The organism is Enterobacter sp. BNK-8 (assembly GCF_048685095.1).
Classification (GTDB): Bacteria; Pseudomonadota; Gammaproteobacteria; order Enterobacterales; family Enterobacteriaceae; genus Enterobacter; species Enterobacter quasiroggenkampii.
Genome location: NZ_JBLQTN010000001.1, coordinates 3,077,040 through 3,092,116 on the forward strand (window position 1 = coordinate 3,077,040; position 15,077 = coordinate 3,092,116).

The following is a 15,077-nucleotide window of genomic DNA, read 5'->3' on the forward strand; positions in this document are numbered from 1 at the left end:
TAAAGGCGCTTTTTTGCTATCTGCGATCTGGATGATTCGAACCTGCTGCAGGTTCGAGCCGAACGCAGTGAGGCACCGGAGCCGTTTACGGCGACGGCCCGAAGGGCGAGCGAAGCGAGTCATCCTGCACGACCTACCAATGTAAAAAAGCGCCCTTAAGGCGCTTTTTTGCTATCTGCGGTACTGAGCATAAAAAACATAGCCTGATGGCGCTACGCTTATCAGGCCTACGAAACCATCACACTACTGTTAACGTTTCAATTAGCGTCTTCACCGCTGGCGTCGCCTGCTTCTCGTCATACACCACATACAAATCTGCCGGTATACGCTCTTTCAGCGGGCGGAACACCACGCCCGGCCACTGCATTTGCGCGTAACTGTCTGCGGCAAGCGTAATCACCATGCCCATGCTGATCATCGCCAGTACCGTTTGCGGCTCAACGGCTTCACGCACGATCATCGGCGAAAACCCGGCCTGCTGGCAGACGCGATGTAAAAATGCCCAGTCAGAATGCGCTGAAGGCATCGTGACAAAATACTCGTCCTGCAACTCTGCGAGCGCAATCGATGATTCGCTCACCAGTCGGTGATCTTCCGGCATCGCCACCAGAAAAGCGGCCTCGCGTAACCGCACGCTGGTAAACCCCGCGGTAGGCTCGGTTGCCATTCGCCAGATGCCCACATCCAGCTCCCGGCGCTCAAGCAGCGCCATCTGCATGACCGGGGATTTCTCGCGGAATACAACATCTACATTCGGGTGCGATTTCAAAAAAGCGCGCATCACCGTGCGCACCTCACTCCACATGGCGGTACCGACAATACCCAGCTCAATGCGCCCTGCCTCCCCCCGGCCAATCTGCTCGACGCGAGCCAGCGCCTGGTTTGCACCGGCAAGCAAACGACGGGACTCTTCCATCAGCACCTTACCGGCATGCGTCAACGCGACGCTCCGCGAGTGGCGAATAAACAGTAACGTCCCCAGTTGGCTTTCCAGCTCTTTAATATGCAGGCTCAACGGCGGCTGAGACATATTGAGACGGGCCGCAGCCCGTCCAAAATGCAGCTCCTCCGCCACGGCCAGAAAATAGCGCAGCAGCTTGAGATCGGTCCGATAGGCGCGTTCCATCAAAACATATCCTGGCGATAACACTTATGTGCCTACCTTAAAGCCTTTCATCGTCCAGAGGGGAAATTTAGTGCGCAACTGTGCGCATCTCGCTGTTTTTGCAGGTGTGGCGATAGTTAAAGCTAAAATAAAACACCACCGCGAGCGCCAGGGCATAGGCCGCGAATACCAGCCAGATCGTCTGCCAGTCCTTCACTCCGTCCACCGAGAAATAATCGACGGCCATACCGCTCAATACCGATCCGAACCAGGCCCCGATACCGTTAACGGTTGTCATAAACAGCCCCTGTGCGCTGGCGCGGATTTCGGCGCTCACCTCCTGTTCGACAAACACCGAGCCGGAAATATTGAAAAAGTCGAACGCGCAGCCATAGACAATCATTGAGAGCATGAGCAGCACAAAGCCTGTTGCAGACGGATCGCCAAAGGCAAACAGCCCAAACCGCAGCATCCAGGCCACCATGCTCATCAGCATGACCGTTTTAATACCAAAGCGTCCGAGAAAATACGGAATGGTCAGAATGAAGAACACTTCAGAGATTTGCGAAACGGAGAGCAGGATGGACGGATATTTGACGATAAAGCTATCGGCATACGCCGGATTACGCGCAAAATCATGCAGGAAGGGGCTGCCAAACGTGTTAGTTATCTGCAGCACTGCCCCCAGCAGCATCGCGAATAAAAAGAACACCGCCATGCGGGGCTGTTTAAACAGGACAAACGCATTGAGGCCCAGCTTGCTGGCCAGCGACGGAGACGTTTTTGTTTTCGCCACCGGAATGGCTGGCAATGTCAGAGAATAGAGCGCCAGCAGCACGGACGCGGCAGCCGCCATATAGAGTTGCAGGTTGCTCAGCTCCGCCCCCATCAGGCTTATGGTCCACATTGCGGCAATAAAGCCCACGGTGCCATACACCCGCACTCGCGGAAAATGGCTCACCGTATCCAGCCCTGCCTGTTCAAGACAGGAGTAAGAAATCGTATTCGACAGCGCAATCGTGGGCATGAAGGCCATCGCATTCACCAGCATGACCCAGAACATCAGGCCCGGCTCATTAACCTGTGCGGCATAGCAGAGCGCGACGGCGCAAACGAGATGACAAATCACGTAGGCGCGGTCTGCCCGCAGCCATTTGTCGGCAATAATTCCCACCAGCGAGGGCATAACAATCGCGGCAAGTCCTTTGGAGCTGTACACCATGCCCACGTCGGAGCCGGTAAAGTGTAGGGTGTTAATCATGTAAGCGCCGAGGGTAACCAGCCAGCTCCCCCAGATAAAATATTGCATAAAGGACATCATCTTTAAGCGAGTCGTGATGTTCATAACCCATTCCTTATAGCAGTGTGGCCCTCACGGGCCACTTTATTGTTTTACTCAGGCAATATGGCGAAGAAAACCGCAGATAAGATTGATAAAGTTCTGGCGGGAAAGCTCAGCGGCAGCGAGGGTTTGTTCATGAGAGAGTTTGATATCGCCCAGCCCTTCCGCGAGATTGGTAATCGCAGAAACGGCCACGACCTTCAGGCCGCAGTGACGCGCGGAAATCACTTCCGGCACTACGGACATGCCCACCACATCGCCGCCGATAATTTGCATCATGCGGATCTCGGCCGCCGTCTCGAAGTTCGGACCGGGATAAGAAACAAACACCCCTTCATGGAGCGGGAAGCCGGCTTTCGTCGCCACGGTTTGCAGAATGGCGCGGTAATCCGCGTCGTAAGCATTGGCCAGCGAGAAGAAACGCTCGCCAAAGCGCTCATCGTTCAGCCCTACCATCGGCGTGCCCGGCATGGTGTTAATATGGTCGCTCAGAGCAACCAGACTGCCTGGCTGAACGTCCGGGCGCAACGAGCCCGCCGCATTGGTGCTAAACAGCAGTTCGCACCCCAGCAGCTTAAAGGTACGGATCGCATCGGTCATGATAGTCATCCCTCGCCCCTCATAGAAATGGCCGCGCCCCTTCATGCAGGCAACCGGCACCCCGGCAAGATGCCCGAGCACCAGCTCCCCGGCATGGCCATGCACGGTGCTCACCGGGAAGCCAGGCAGCGTTTCGTAGCTCAGGGAAACGGCGTCATCAATCTGGTCGGCAAGGGCGCCCAGGCCAGAGCCGAGAATAAACGCCACGCGAGGCGTGAAGTTTGGCTTAGCGGCGCGAATGATGTCGGCGCAGTACCACGGATTATTCGAGAGGGTCATAGAGGCTCCTTAAAGATGAAGATCGCGATGCGGGGATCGCATGACTTACGTCTTATATCCGCAGCCTGCCGGTGACCTCCAATACACTTTCACCGCACCATCAATACTGATTGTGTATCGATGCAACTCCCTGCCAGATATGGCAGTTTTGCTCAAGCTAATCCCGACGGTGCCGATACCTCTGTTTTATACCGCGAGGAAAAAGTATGACGACCATTCAGGCTTCAACCCAACAGATACAAACCAGCGGCGCGAGTGGCACTTCGAGCAGTAACGATATCTCTGCGCAAATCACCCGCATTCTCGACAAGATCAAAAAGCTGACCCAGCAGTTAAAAGAGCTGTCGAACAGCCCCATCAGCACCGATGAGAAGAAAAAGCAGCAGGAACTGATTCAGACCCAGATCAAAGTGCTGCAGGCGCAGCTCGCCGCGCTGCAGCGCCAGCAGGCCGAAGAGGCCCAGAAGAAGCAGGAACAAAAACTGGGCAAAGTGGAAGGCGTGAATAGCCCGTCAGACACTAATCAGATTGATATCTACATCTAATCTTCTGATGCGTTAAACAGTGGATCGCGTATGCGGGCCTCGGTTAATCGCTGTGCCTGGATACGCACCACTTCCCAGATAGCCTGCGCTGCCCCCGAGAGTGAACGATTTTTTCGCCGCACCAGCATTAGCTTTCGCTCGACAACGGGCGTCAACCGCTTCACGGCCAGTCGACTTCCCTGCGGCAGGGGAAGCGCCAGGGCGGGCAATACGCTGATGCCAATGCCGGCTTCCACCATGGGAAACAGCGTTGCCGGGTGACCAATCTCCTGCACGATTGCAGCCTTGACCCTCTGATCCACCAGTGCGGAATCAATCAGCGGACGGCTGCCCGAGGCATAATCCTGTAAAACCAGGTTCGCGCCCTGCAGTGACTGCCACCTGACCTCCGGTAACGCGGCCAGCGGATCGTCGTCACGGCAGAGCAGCAAAAAGGGCTCTGAAAGTACGCTTTCGCACTCCAGATCGCTCACCTGGCCGGGATCGATAACAATACCAAAATCGACATCTCCCTGGCGGATGCTCTCCAGCACCCACTGTTGCGGTCTGTCATGCAGCACAAAATCAATGTCCGGGTAGCGATGGCTTCCCTCGGCAATACACTGCGGGATAAGGTGCGCAGAGATCGTCTGGCTGGCCGCAACCCGCACGGTACCCGAAAGCTGCTGGCCAAGTCTCCCCACGTCTCTGAGCGTGCTGTTCAGCTCATCCAGCAGCCGTTCAAGGCGCAGAGCCAGCTGCTGTCCGGCTTCGGTCAACACCACTTCGCGCGTGGTACGATCGAGTAATCTTACCCCCGTCTGATTCTCCAGCTCTTTCACGCTGTGGCTGACCGCCGACTGGCTCAGGCCAATCATCTCCCCTGCCCGGCTAAAGCTACGGGCATGGGCGACGGTGACGAAAATACGAAGCTGGCGTAAGGAATAATTCATCTATTTAATTCATGAATGGATGCAATAAATCAATTTTATTTCTCAAATGGAAAAAAGCACAATAGCGACATCTGTTTTCAGGAGTCATTATGAAACTATTTCGTATTGTTGATCCGTTTACGCTCACCCTGGTGGTTACCGTTTTACTGGCCTCGTTCTTTCCCGCTCGCGGCGGGTTCGTCCCGTTCTTTGAAGGGTTGACGACGGCCGCCATCGCGCTGCTGTTTTTTATGCACGGCGCAAAACTCTCCCGTGAAGCCATTATCGCGGGCGGTAGCCACTGGCGACTGCACCTCTGGGTGATGTGCAGCACGTTTATTCTGTTCCCGATCCTCGGGGTGTTGTTTGCCTGGTGGGCGCCTGTTAACGTCGACCCGGCGCTCTACACCGGCTTCCTGTATCTCTGTATTCTTCCGGCCACGGTGCAGTCCGCTATTGCCTTTACCTCTCTCGCGGGAGGGAACGTGGCGGCCGCGGTCTGCTCGGCATCAGCCTCCAGCCTGCTGGGGATTTTCGTCTCGCCGCTGCTGGTGGGCCTGCTGATGAACATGCACGGTGCGGAAGGTAACCTTGAGCAGGTGGGCAAAATCTGTCTGCAGCTGCTGCTGCCGTTTGTCCTGGGCCATCTCTCCCGTCCGTGGACCGGGGCGTTTGTGGCGAAGCATAAAAAGTGGATCTCAAAAACCGACCAGACCTCGATTCTGCTGGTGGTTTACTCCGCCTTCAGCGAAGCGGTCGTGAACGGGATCTGGCACAAGGTGGGGGCAGGCTCGCTGCTGTTTATCGTGGTGGTCAGCATTGTCCTGCTGGCGATTGTAATAGCGGTAAACGTCTTTGTGGCACGTAAGTGCGGCTTCAACAAAGCGGATGAAATTACGATTGTGTTCTGCGGTTCGAAGAAGAGCCTGGCGAACGGCATCCCGATGGCCAACATTCTGTTCCCGACCTCGGTGATTGGGATGATGGTGCTGCCGCTGATGATTTTCCATCAGATCCAGCTGATGGTCTGCGCGGTGCTGGCGCGTCGCTACAAGCGCCAGACCGAAAAGCTGGCGCAGGAAGCGACCCGCGCCGCGAAGGCTTAAGGACGTTTCAGGGGCTGCACCAGCTGGGTCAGCCCCTCGGTTTTGATCAGTAACGTTATCGCCATCAGCTCGCCCAGTCGCCCTGCCGGAAATTCATCCTTACGGGCAAACCACAGCAGATACTCCTCCGGCAAATCAATCAGCCTGCGGCCCTTGTATTTTCCGAACGGCATCTCGGTATTGGCGATCTCAACGAGCTGCTCTTTCTCCACGTTACTCTCCTAACAGACGCATCATTTCCGCTTCGTCGATAACCTCAATGCCGAGCTCCTGGGCTTTCGCCAGCTTCGAACCCGCCGCTTCTCCGGCAATCACCAGGTCGGTTTTCTTCGACACGCTGCCCGCCACTTTTGCCCCCAGCGCCACCAGACGGGCTTTGGCATCGTCGCGTGAAAGCTGGCTCAGGCTGCCGGTGAGCACCACCGTTTTACCGGCGAACGGGCTATCGATCTCTTCAGCATTGACCACCACCGGCGCGGGCCATTTAATGCCCTCTTCCAGCAGTTCGCCGATGACGTTACGGTTGCTCTCTTCGGCAAAGAAGTTAAAGACGTGCGTGGCAACGACGATGCCGACATCCGGGACTTTCTGCAGCTCCTCGATGCTCGCCTTTTCCAGCGCCTCCAGCGTACCAAAGTATGCTGCCAGACCCGCGGCCGTCGCCTCACCCACTTCACGAATGCCCAGCGCGTACAGGAAGCGAGCGAAGGTGGTCTCTTTGGCGGCTTCCAGCGCGTTAACCACGTTCTGGGCTGACTTTGGCCCCATGCGGTCCAGACCGGTCAGTTTACCTGCGGTCAGCCTGAAGAGGTCCGCTGGCGTGTGGACATACTCTTTCTCAACCAGCTGATCGATAATCTTGTCGCCCATGCCGTCCACGTCCATTGCGCGACGGGAAACGAAGTGCTTCAGTGACTCTTTACGCTGTGCGCCACAGATTAAGCCCCCCGTACAGCGCGCCACGGCTTCACCTTCCACACGCTCAACGTCCGAGCCACACACCGGGCAATGGGTTGGGAAGACAACCTCGCGCGTATCGTCAGGACGTTCTGACTCCACAACGTTAACCACCTGCGGGATCACGTCCCCCGCGCGGCGAATTACCACTTTGTCACCAATACGCAGGCCCAGGCGGTCGATTTCATCGGCGTTATGCAGCGTGGCGTTACTCACCAGCACACCCGCCACCTGCACCGGCTCCAGACGGGCGACCGGGGTAATGGCCCCCGTACGTCCCACCTGGAACTCCACGTCGCGGACGAAGGTCATCTGCTCCTGAGCCGGGAACTTAAACGCCACCGCCCAGCGCGGCGCGCGCGCCACGAAGCCCAGCTGCTCCTGCAGCGCCAGTGAATTCACCTTGATGACCACGCCATCAATATCAAAGCCGAGCGTCGGACGATCCTCTTCCACCTTGTGGTAGAACGCCAGTACCGCTTCCGGCGAGTCGCAGAGCTGAACGCGGTTGCTCACCGGCAGCCCCCACGCCTTAAACTGCAGCAGACGCCCGAGATGGGTATCCGGCAGCTCGCCGCCCTCCAGAATACCGACACCGTAGCAGAAGAAAGTAAGTGGTCGCTTCGCAGTGATGCGCGGGTCAAGCTGACGCAGCGAGCCCGCCGCCGCGTTACGCGGGTTAGCAAACACCTTCCCGCCGGTGCGACGCGCCTCTTCGTTAATTTTCTCGAAGCCCGCCTGCGGCAGGAACACCTCGCCGCGCACTTCCAGACGCGCAGGAATGTTGTCACCCTGAAGCTTCAGCGGGATCGCGCGGATGGTACGCACGTTAGTGGTGATGTCTTCACCCGTCGTGCCGTCGCCACGCGTCGCGGCACGCACCAGCACGCCGTTTTCATAGAGAAGGCTGACGGCGAGGCCATCCAGCTTCAGCTCGCAGCACCAGGTGAGCGCGTCGCTGCTTTTCAGGCGATCCTGCACGCGCTTGTTAAACGCGAGGAAGCTCTCTTCATCGAAGACGTTATCCAGCGACAGCATTGGCACTTCATGCCGCACCTGGCTGAAGGCCCCCAGCGGCTCTGCGCCGACGCGCTGGGTGGGGGAATCCGGCGTGATGAGTTCTGGATGCTGCGCCTCTAATTCCCGCAGCTCGCGCATCAGGCGGTCATACTCCGCATCCGGGACTTCCGGTGCGTCCATAACATGATAGAGATATTCATGATGGCGAAGCGTGGTTCGCAGTTCAGTGAGTTGTTGTTCGATTGAGTCCATATCACACCATCAATGAGAAAAAACCCCCGACATGCGGGGGTTGAGGAGGAGTTGAAGTCAACGCGGCGATTACGCGTTAGCTTCCTTAACTTCGCGGATGCGGTCCTGATACTCGCGCAGTTTCTGCGGGGTCATCATTCGACGCTGATCGTCGAGCACCACACCACCGACTTCGTCAGCGATATGCTGAGCGGACTGCAGCATCAGCTTAAAGTTTTGCAGTTCGTCGCCGTAAGACGGCACCTGCATAAAGATAGTGACGCCAGGCGTAACGAAATCACCGGTCATGTCCGGATCAAAGGTACCTGGGTTAACCATGTTGGCCAGGCTGAACAGCGCCGGGCCGCTACCGTCAGGACTCAGGTGACGATGGAAAATGTTCATATCGCCAAACTTGAAGCCTGCCTGTTGAATACTGTTAAGCAGAACGTCACCGTTGAGATGGCTACCGTGATGCGCGGCCACGTTCATGATGATCACCGCTTCTTTACGCTGCGGTTTTTCAACAACCGGTTCTGGCTCTGCAACGGGCTCAGGCTCAACGTGCGGGGCTGGCGCGGGCTGCGGCGCAGGTTGAACATGAACAGGCTGCTGCGGTTGTGGTACCGGCTGTGCAGGCTGCTGTTGCACGGGCTGCTGCACCGGTTGCTGTTGAACCGGCTGTGGCGCAGCAGGCTGCTGATAGACAGGCTGTTGCGGCGGCTGGCGCACCGGTTCTTCCACAGGCTGCGGCGCTGGCTGGCGCGGCTGTGCAGAAGCATACGGCGGTTGATACTGGTGCTGCGAAGGACGAGGCGCTTCATGCTCCCCATGGCCTACGCCGGGCGCAGTATTGACCCGATGAACACGAACTTCACCCACGCCGTCGTCGTCGCTTCCATCGATGTCATCTTCACTGTCATCGTCGTCACGACTGGACTTCATGCGCTTCAGTGGGCGATCGCGAAACATCGAGGAACGCTCTTTACGGCTGGTCCAGAAACCATGTACCAGTAAAGCGATTATGGCGATCGCGCCAACAATGATTAATATCAGACGCAAATCCTGCATCATTATATTCTCTGTTGTTCTAACACCTTGCCACCACGGCAAACATTTACTCACTAAGAGTATTTGCCGTTTACGTCAAGTGCAAGTGTGTGCAGAGCATTCACAGCATAAAGATGAAGGAAATCGTGCTTTTTGCTGGTTTTTCGAACATTTCCGAACTGGTCATTGGTCCGTAAGTGGATAATATAGGCGGGCAATTCCACTGGTTGTGTAAAAAGGAGTACAGCCTGGCTATGGTTTCAACATCTTCTTCCCCCCGCGCAGCGGCGTCTGGTATTTTTCTCAGGGCTGGAAACTGGTCTCCCTGCCGGGTATTCGACGCTTCGTCATCCTGCCGCTGTTGATCAACATTATTCTGATGGGCGGCGCGTTCTGGTGGCTGTTCACAAAGCTGGAGAGCTGGATCCCGTCGCTGATGAGCCATGTGCCAAACTGGCTGCAGTGGCTTAACTACCTGCTCTGGCCGGTGGCGGTGATCTCCGTGCTGCTGGTGTTTGGCTACTTCTTCTCGACGATTGCCAACTGGATAGCCGCGCCGTTTAACGGTTTGCTGGCGGAACAGCTGGAAGCGCGCCTTACCGGCGCAACACCGCCGGACACGGGCATATGGGGGATCATGAAAGACCTCCCTCGCATTATGAAGCGTGAATGGCAGAAGTTTGCCTGGTACCTGCCCCGCGCGATTGTGCTGCTTATCCTCTATTTTGTGCCCGGCATTGGCCAGACGGTGGCACCGGTGCTGTGGTTCCTGTTCAGCGCCTGGATGCTGGCCATCCAGTACTGCGACTATCCGTTCGATAACCACAAGGTGCCGTTTAAAGAGATGCGCACCGCCCTGCGCAGCCAGAAGGTTGCCAATATGCAGTTTGGTGCGCTGACCAGCCTGTTTACCATGATCCCATTCCTGAATCTGTTCATCATGCCGGTTGCCGTCTGCGGCGCGACGGCAATGTGGGTGGACTGCTACCGTGCTAAGCACGCGTTATGGAAATAATGCAAAAATGTGTAAAGCAGGGGTGGCTTATGCCGCCCCTTATTCCATACTGATCCCCATTATTTCCTTGCAGTATATAGATATGCGAATTCCTTACTTCCCCCTACCTGCTTAGCAGGTATGCTGGGTCGGTATCCCAATTTCATACAGTTAAGGACAGGCCATGAGTAAGATTTATGAAGACAACTCGCTGACTATCGGTCATACGCCCCTGGTTCGACTGAACCGTATCGGTAATGGACGCATCCTGGCGAAGGTCGAATCACGTAACCCGAGCTTCAGCGTAAAATGCCGCATCGGTGCAAACATGATTTGGGATGCTGAAAAACGTGGCGTACTGAAGCCTGGCGTTGAGCTGGTGGAACCGACCAGCGGCAATACCGGGATCGCTCTGGCCTATGTTGCTGCCGCGCGCGGCTATAAGCTGACGCTGACCATGCCTGAAACCATGAGCATCGAGCGTCGTAAGCTGCTCAAAGCGCTGGGCGCGAACCTGGTGCTGACCGAAGGCGCGAAGGGCATGAAAGGTGCCATTCAGAAAGCCGAAGAGATTGTGGCCAGCGACCCGGCGAAATACCTGCTGCTGCAGCAGTTCAGCAACCCGGCAAACCCGGAAATTCACGAGAAGACCACCGGCCCGGAAATCTGGGAAGATACTGACGGCCAGGTTGACGTCTTTATCTCCGGCGTGGGTACCGGCGGTACGCTGACCGGCGTGTCACGCTATATTAAAGGCACGAAGGGTAAAAAAGATCTGATTACCGTTGCCGTTGAGCCGACTGACTCACCGGTTATCACCCAGGCGCTGGCGGGGGAAGAGCTCAAACCCGGCCCGCACAAAATTCAGGGTATTGGCGCAGGCTTCATTCCGGGCAACCTGGATCTGAAGCTGATCGATAAAGTGATCACCATTACGAACGAAGAAGCCATCTCTACCGCGCGTCGCCTGATGGATGAAGAAGGTATTCTGGCGGGTATCTCTTCCGGTGCGGCCGTTGCGGCAGCGCTCAAGCTTCAGGAAGATGAAGCCTTTACCAATAAGAATATTGTGGTTATCCTTCCTTCCTCGGGTGAGCGTTACTTGAGCACCGCGCTGTTTGCCGATCTCTTCACTGAAAAAGAGCTGCAACAGTAGTGCCAGCATGTTAATAACGCGTAAAAAAGCACCTTTTCAGGTGCTTTTTTGTGGCCTGCTTCAAACTTTTACCCCTCCTGGCATTGCTTCACCCCGAAGGGTCTGGTATTTAAACCAGCAATTATTTTGATGCGTGAAATTAATCAGCGAACGAAATAGCCTTGCTGAATCGATTTTATGATTTGGTTCAAGTCTTGCTTTCGCTGCATAATGTTTAATGACGATCGAAACGTCAGCGCTAACAATACAGGCTAAAGTTCAGTCGCCAGGCTAGACTTTAGTTCCACAACACTAAACCTATAAGTTGGGGAAATACAATGTTCCAGCAAGAAGTTACCATTACCGCTCCGAACGGTCTGCACACCCGCCCTGCTGCTCAGTTTGTTAAAGAAGCAAAAGGCTTTTCTTCTGAAATCACTGTGACTTCCAACGGCAAAAGCGCGAGCGCAAAAAGCCTGTTCAAACTGCAGACTCTGGGCCTGACTCAGGGCACCGTAGTCACCATCTCTGCGGAAGGTGAAGACGAGCAGAAAGCAGTTGAGCATCTGGTAAAACTGATGGCTGAGCTCGAGTAAGTTTCCGGGTTCTTTTAAATATCAGTCACAAGTAAGGTAGGGTTATGATTTCAGGCATTTTAGCATCCCCGGGTATCGCTTTCGGCAAAGCACTGCTGCTGAAAGAAGACGAGATCGTCATCGACCGGAAAAAAATTTCTGCCGACAAGGTTGATCAGGAAGTTGAACGTTTTCTGAGCGGTCGTGCCAAGGCATCTGCGCAACTGGAAGCAATCAAAACTAAAGCTGGCGAAACTTTCGGTGAAGAAAAAGAAGCCATCTTCGAAGGGCACATCATGCTGCTCGAAGATGAGGAGCTGGAGCAGGAAATCATAGCCCTGATTAAAGATAAAGGCATGACGGCCGACGCGGCTGCGCATGAAGTTATCGAAGGTCAGGCAACTGCCCTGGAAGAACTGGATGATGAATACCTGAAAGAGCGTGCGGCTGACGTACGTGACATCGGTAAGCGCCTGCTGCGCAACATCCTGGGCCTGGCCATTATCGACCTGAGCGCAATTCAGGATGAAGTGATCCTGGTTGCTGCTGACCTCACCCCGTCTGAAACCGCACAGCTGAACCTGAAAAAGGTCCTCGGTTTCATCACCGACGCGGGTGGCCGTACCTCCCACACCTCTATCATGGCGCGTTCTCTGGAACTGCCTGCCATCGTGGGTACCGGTAGCGTCACCTCTCAGGTGAAAAACGGCGACTATCTGATTCTGGATGCCGTAAACAATCTGGTTTACGTTAACCCAACCAATGAAGAGATCGATAAACTGCGCGCGGTTCAGGAGCAGGTTGCGACTGAAAAAGCGGAACTCGCTAAGCTGAAAGACCTGCCAGCCATCACCCTGGACGGCCATCAGGTTGAAGTGTGCGCAAACATCGGTACCGTCCGCGACGTTGATGGCGCTGAGCGCAACGGTGCGGAAGGCGTCGGTCTCTATCGTACTGAATTCCTGTTCATGGACCGCGACGCGCTGCCTACAGAAGAAGAGCAGTTTGCCGCGTATAAAGCCGTGGCTGAAGCGTGTGGCTCTCAGGCGGTTATCGTCCGTACCATGGACATCGGTGGCGACAAAGAGCTGCCGTACATGAACTTCCCGAAAGAAGAGAACCCGTTCCTGGGCTGGCGTGCAATCCGTATCGCAATGGATCGTAAAGAGATCCTGCGTGACCAGGTTCGCGCGATCCTGCGTGCCTCTGCGTTCGGTAAGCTGCGCATCATGTTCCCGATGATCATCTCTGTTGAAGAAGTGCGTGCACTGAAGAAAGAGATCGAAATCTACAAACAGGAACTGCGCGACGAAGGTAAAGCGTTTGACGAGTCAATCGAGATCGGCGTGATGGTGGAAACACCAGCGGCGGCGACCATTGCGCGTCATTTAGCCAAAGAAGTTGATTTCTTTAGTATCGGTACCAATGATTTAACGCAGTACACCCTGGCAGTTGACCGTGGTAATGATATGATTTCACATCTCTACCAGCCAATGTCACCGTCCGTACTGAACTTGATCAAGCAAGTTATTGATGCTTCTCATGCAGAAGGTAAATGGACTGGCATGTGTGGTGAGCTTGCAGGCGACGAACGTGCTACACTTCTGTTGCTGGGTATGGGTCTGGACGAATTCTCTATGAGCGCCATTTCCATCCCGCGCATTAAGAAGATTATCCGTAACACGAACTTCGAAGATGCGAAGGTGTTAGCAGAGCAGGCTCTTGCTCAACCGACAACGGACGAGTTAATGACGCTGGTTAACAAGTTCATTGAAGAAAAAACAATCTGCTAATCCACGAGATGCGGCCCAAATTACTGCTTAGGAGAAGATCATGGGTTTGTTCGATAAACTGAAATCTCTGGTTTCTGATGATAAGAAAGACTCCGGAACTATTGAGATTGTTGCTCCGCTCTCCGGCGAGATCGTCAACATCGAAGACGTGCCGGATGTAGTGTTTGCTGAGAAAATCGTTGGTGATGGCATTGCTATCAAACCAACTGGCAACAAAATGGTTGCTCCAGTTGACGGCACCATCGGTAAAATTTTTGAAACCAACCATGCGTTCTCTATCGAATCTGATAGCGGTATCGAACTGTTCGTTCACTTCGGTATCGACACCGTTGAACTGAAAGGCGAAGGCTTCAAACGTATCGCGGAAGAAGGCCAGCGTGTTAAAGTTGGCGACCCGGTGATTGAATTCGATCTGCCACTGCTGGAAGAAAAAGCCAAGTCTACCCTGACTCCGGTTGTTATCTCCAACATGGACGAAATCAAAGAACTGATCAAACTGTCTGGCAGCGTCACCGTGGGTGAAACCCCGGTTATCCGCATCAAGAAGTAATTCTTGCCGCACAGAAAAATGGCGCCTTCGGGCGCCATTTTTGTTTATGCCGGGAGGATAAGCTCGTCGTAGCCTTTCGACTGGGTATACAGCATGACGTCAGTCACCCGATCGCCGGCCATGCGAATGGCATCGGCAACGGTTTTCCCCTCAACAATGCCGCTCACCAGCTCTGAACAGAACAGATCGCCCGTTCCCTTCAGATCGGTCTCTACGCGCGGATGCGCGCTGACGGTGACGCCCTCGCGTGAAACCAGCACCACGTGGATGTTTTGCGGATCGTCGGCAACCGGCGCACTGGTGATCGCCACCCATTTCAGGCTGTCGGAGAGCAGTCCCTGTGCCGCCGCGATGGCACTTTCCGGCGTGCGGCATGGTTTGCCGCTTAACACTTCCAGCTCGTAGACGTTTGGCGTGATCCCCTGCGCCAGCGGCAGCAGGTGCTCCCGATACGCTTCGGGGATCTCAGGCTTCACGTACATCCCGCTGTCGATATCGCCGATAACCGGATCGACCAGCACCAGCAGGTCAGGATGCTGCGCTTTGACCGCCTTCAACCACTGCGCCAGTAGGACGATCTGGCTGGCACTGCCCATATAGCCGGTGGTGACCGCCTTAAGCTCGCGCAGGATCTCGCGCTCTTCCAGCGCCTTCAGGTAGCCGCTGAACCACTCGTCGGGGATCACGCCGCCGTAGAAGGTGTCATAGTGCGGCGTGTTGCTGAACAGTACCGTCGGCACGGCGGTAACGTTCAGCCTGTGGGTACGAATATTCGGTACCGCAATGCTGTTCCCCACGCTGCCGTACACCACCTGCGACTGCACGGCGACAATATCGGTTTGCTGCGCCCGGGTATTATCCCGGAATAGAATCATCTCCATGAC

The 15,077-nt window shown here is 55.3% G+C and carries 14 protein-coding genes, 1 other RNA gene and 1 pseudogene; 8 read left to right on the top strand and 8 right to left on the bottom strand.

Annotated elements, in window-relative coordinates; genetic code table 11:
• Nucleotides 1-10: 10 nt before the first annotated feature.
• A non-coding RNA gene (locus ACMGGU_RS14855) (RtT sRNA) lies at nt 11-139 on the top strand.
• A gap of 99 nt (nt 140-238) precedes the next feature.
• Here ACMGGU_RS14855 and ACMGGU_RS14860 read toward each other — a convergent pair.
• The 3 genes from ACMGGU_RS14860 to xapA all read right to left on the bottom strand — a co-directional run bounded on the left by ACMGGU_RS14860 (nt 239) and on the right by xapA (nt 3,326).
• Nucleotides 239-1,126 carry a LysR family transcriptional regulator gene (locus ACMGGU_RS14860; protein ID WP_420300688.1) on the bottom strand — a complete coding sequence of 296 codons (888 nt, stop codon included), beginning with the start codon at nt 1,124-1,126 and terminating at the stop codon, nt 239-241.
• A gap of 67 nt (nt 1,127-1,193) precedes the next feature.
• The gene (locus ACMGGU_RS14865; protein WP_420300689.1) at nt 1,194-2,450 is read right to left on the bottom strand and encodes a nucleoside permease; all 1,257 of its coding nucleotides are present in this window, start codon (nt 2,448-2,450) and stop codon (nt 1,194-1,196) included.
• Nucleotides 2,451-2,501: 51 nt separating this feature from the next.
• On the bottom strand, nt 2,502-3,326 hold the full coding sequence (gene xapA / locus ACMGGU_RS14870) for a xanthosine phosphorylase (protein ID WP_196365150.1): 825 nt from the start codon (nt 3,324-3,326) through the stop codon (nt 2,502-2,504).
• 206 nt (nt 3,327-3,532) lie between these two features.
• Here xapA and ACMGGU_RS14875 point away from each other — a divergent pair, with 206 nt between their 5' ends.
• Nucleotides 3,533-3,871 carry a FlxA-like family protein gene (locus ACMGGU_RS14875; RefSeq protein WP_045909442.1) on the top strand — a complete coding sequence of 113 codons (339 nt, stop codon included), beginning with the start codon at nt 3,533-3,535 and terminating at the stop codon, nt 3,869-3,871.
• On the opposite strand, the gene ACMGGU_RS14880 is transcribed toward ACMGGU_RS14875, so the two are convergent.
• On the bottom strand, nt 3,868-4,803 hold the full coding sequence (locus tag ACMGGU_RS14880; protein ID WP_111968135.1) for a LysR family transcriptional regulator: 936 nt from the start codon (nt 4,801-4,803) through the stop codon (nt 3,868-3,870). The two genes, ACMGGU_RS14875 and ACMGGU_RS14880, sit on opposite strands and share 4 nt — an antisense overlap.
• An 89-nt stretch (nt 4,804-4,892) precedes the next feature.
• Between ACMGGU_RS14880 and ACMGGU_RS14885 the strand changes: the two genes are divergently transcribed.
• The gene (locus ACMGGU_RS14885; protein WP_045909444.1) at nt 4,893-5,888 is read left to right on the top strand and encodes a bile acid:sodium symporter family protein; all 996 of its coding nucleotides are present in this window, start codon (nt 4,893-4,895) and stop codon (nt 5,886-5,888) included.
• Here ACMGGU_RS14885 and ACMGGU_RS14890 read toward each other — a convergent pair.
• The 3 genes from ACMGGU_RS14890 to zipA form a co-directional block, all read right to left on the bottom strand.
• The gene (locus tag ACMGGU_RS14890) at nt 5,885-6,100 is read right to left on the bottom strand and encodes a DUF3820 family protein (RefSeq protein WP_003861328.1); all 216 of its coding nucleotides are present in this window, start codon (nt 6,098-6,100) and stop codon (nt 5,885-5,887) included. The two genes, ACMGGU_RS14885 and ACMGGU_RS14890, sit on opposite strands and share 4 nt — an antisense overlap.
• A gap of 1 nt (nt 6,101) precedes the next feature.
• Nucleotides 6,102-8,117: an NAD-dependent DNA ligase LigA gene (gene ligA, locus ACMGGU_RS14895; protein ID WP_048029625.1), complete on the bottom strand. Its 2,016-nt coding sequence runs from the start codon at nt 8,115-8,117 to the stop codon at nt 6,102-6,104.
• A 69-nt stretch (nt 8,118-8,186) separates the two neighbouring features.
• Nucleotides 8,187-9,170, bottom strand: a complete 984-nt coding sequence (gene zipA / locus ACMGGU_RS14900; RefSeq protein ID WP_048226152.1) for a cell division protein ZipA — start codon at nt 9,168-9,170, stop codon at nt 8,187-8,189.
• A 230-nt stretch (nt 9,171-9,400) separates the two neighbouring features.
• Here zipA and cysZ point away from each other — a divergent pair.
• The 5 genes and pseudogenes from cysZ to crr all read left to right on the top strand — a co-directional run bounded on the left by cysZ (nt 9,401) and on the right by crr (nt 14,193).
• Nucleotides 9,401-10,161 (top strand): annotated as a pseudogene (gene cysZ, locus ACMGGU_RS14905) (sulfate transporter CysZ).
• 163 nt (nt 10,162-10,324) lie between these two features.
• The gene (gene cysK, locus ACMGGU_RS14910) at nt 10,325-11,296 is read left to right on the top strand and encodes a cysteine synthase A (protein WP_045909448.1); all 972 of its coding nucleotides are present in this window, start codon (nt 10,325-10,327) and stop codon (nt 11,294-11,296) included.
• Nucleotides 11,297-11,613: 317 nt separating this feature from the next.
• Nucleotides 11,614-11,871 carry a phosphocarrier protein Hpr gene (gene ptsH / locus ACMGGU_RS14915; RefSeq protein WP_045909449.1) on the top strand — a complete coding sequence of 86 codons (258 nt, stop codon included), beginning with the start codon at nt 11,614-11,616 and terminating at the stop codon, nt 11,869-11,871.
• Between the two features lie 44 nt (nt 11,872-11,915).
• Entirely contained in the window at nt 11,916-13,643 is a 1,728-nt protein-coding gene (gene ptsI / locus ACMGGU_RS14920) for a phosphoenolpyruvate-protein phosphotransferase PtsI (protein WP_023332954.1), read from the top strand.
• A 40-nt stretch (nt 13,644-13,683) separates the two neighbouring features.
• Nucleotides 13,684-14,193, top strand: a complete 510-nt coding sequence (crr, locus tag ACMGGU_RS14925) for a PTS glucose transporter subunit IIA (RefSeq protein WP_003861316.1) — start codon at nt 13,684-13,686, stop codon at nt 14,191-14,193.
• A 44-nt stretch (nt 14,194-14,237) separates the two neighbouring features.
• Here the strand turns inward: crr and pdxK are convergent, their stop codons facing one another.
• Nucleotides 14,238-15,074: a pyridoxine/pyridoxal/pyridoxamine kinase gene (gene pdxK / locus ACMGGU_RS14930; protein ID WP_008501605.1), complete on the bottom strand. Its 837-nt coding sequence runs from the start codon at nt 15,072-15,074 to the stop codon at nt 14,238-14,240.
• Between the last annotated feature and the right edge of the window lie 3 nt (nt 15,075-15,077).